The sequence below is a fragment of the Bacillus cereus group sp. N14 genome, assembly GCF_016483555.1.
GTDB lineage: Bacteria > Bacillota > Bacilli > Bacillales > Bacillaceae_G > Bacillus_A > Bacillus_A wiedmannii.
Map to the genome: position 1 here is coordinate 1 of NZ_JAEHBQ010000080.1, position 288 is coordinate 288.

The following is a 288-nucleotide window of genomic DNA, read 5'->3' on the forward strand; positions in this document are numbered from 1 at the left end:
GCATTCAATTGTCTATAGGTAAGGCTCTCCCCTTCATATTCTACAGCTATTTTATCTGGAGTTTTTTCCACCTGTTCTTCAAATCTTTCAATAATCGTCTTATCGTTTTGATATTCAATATGTGTCCTATTAAATTCATAAATAACTTTTTCTTTTTCTGTATCAGTTAATAATTCAATTTCACACAGTTTCTTTTGTGGGTCTTTCAAAGCATTTTTCAATAATTGGACAAATTGTTCATTCATACGAGCAATTGTTTTTTCTTTAAATAAGTCCGTACAATACTCC

The 288-nt window shown here is 29.9% G+C and carries 1 protein-coding gene; it reads right to left on the reverse strand.

The genetic code is table 11. From position 1 onward, the window contains the following. Positions 1-288 (reverse strand): condensation domain-containing protein (locus tag JDS82_RS29160; protein WP_199714330.1); only part of this gene is annotated, 288 nt, incomplete at both ends.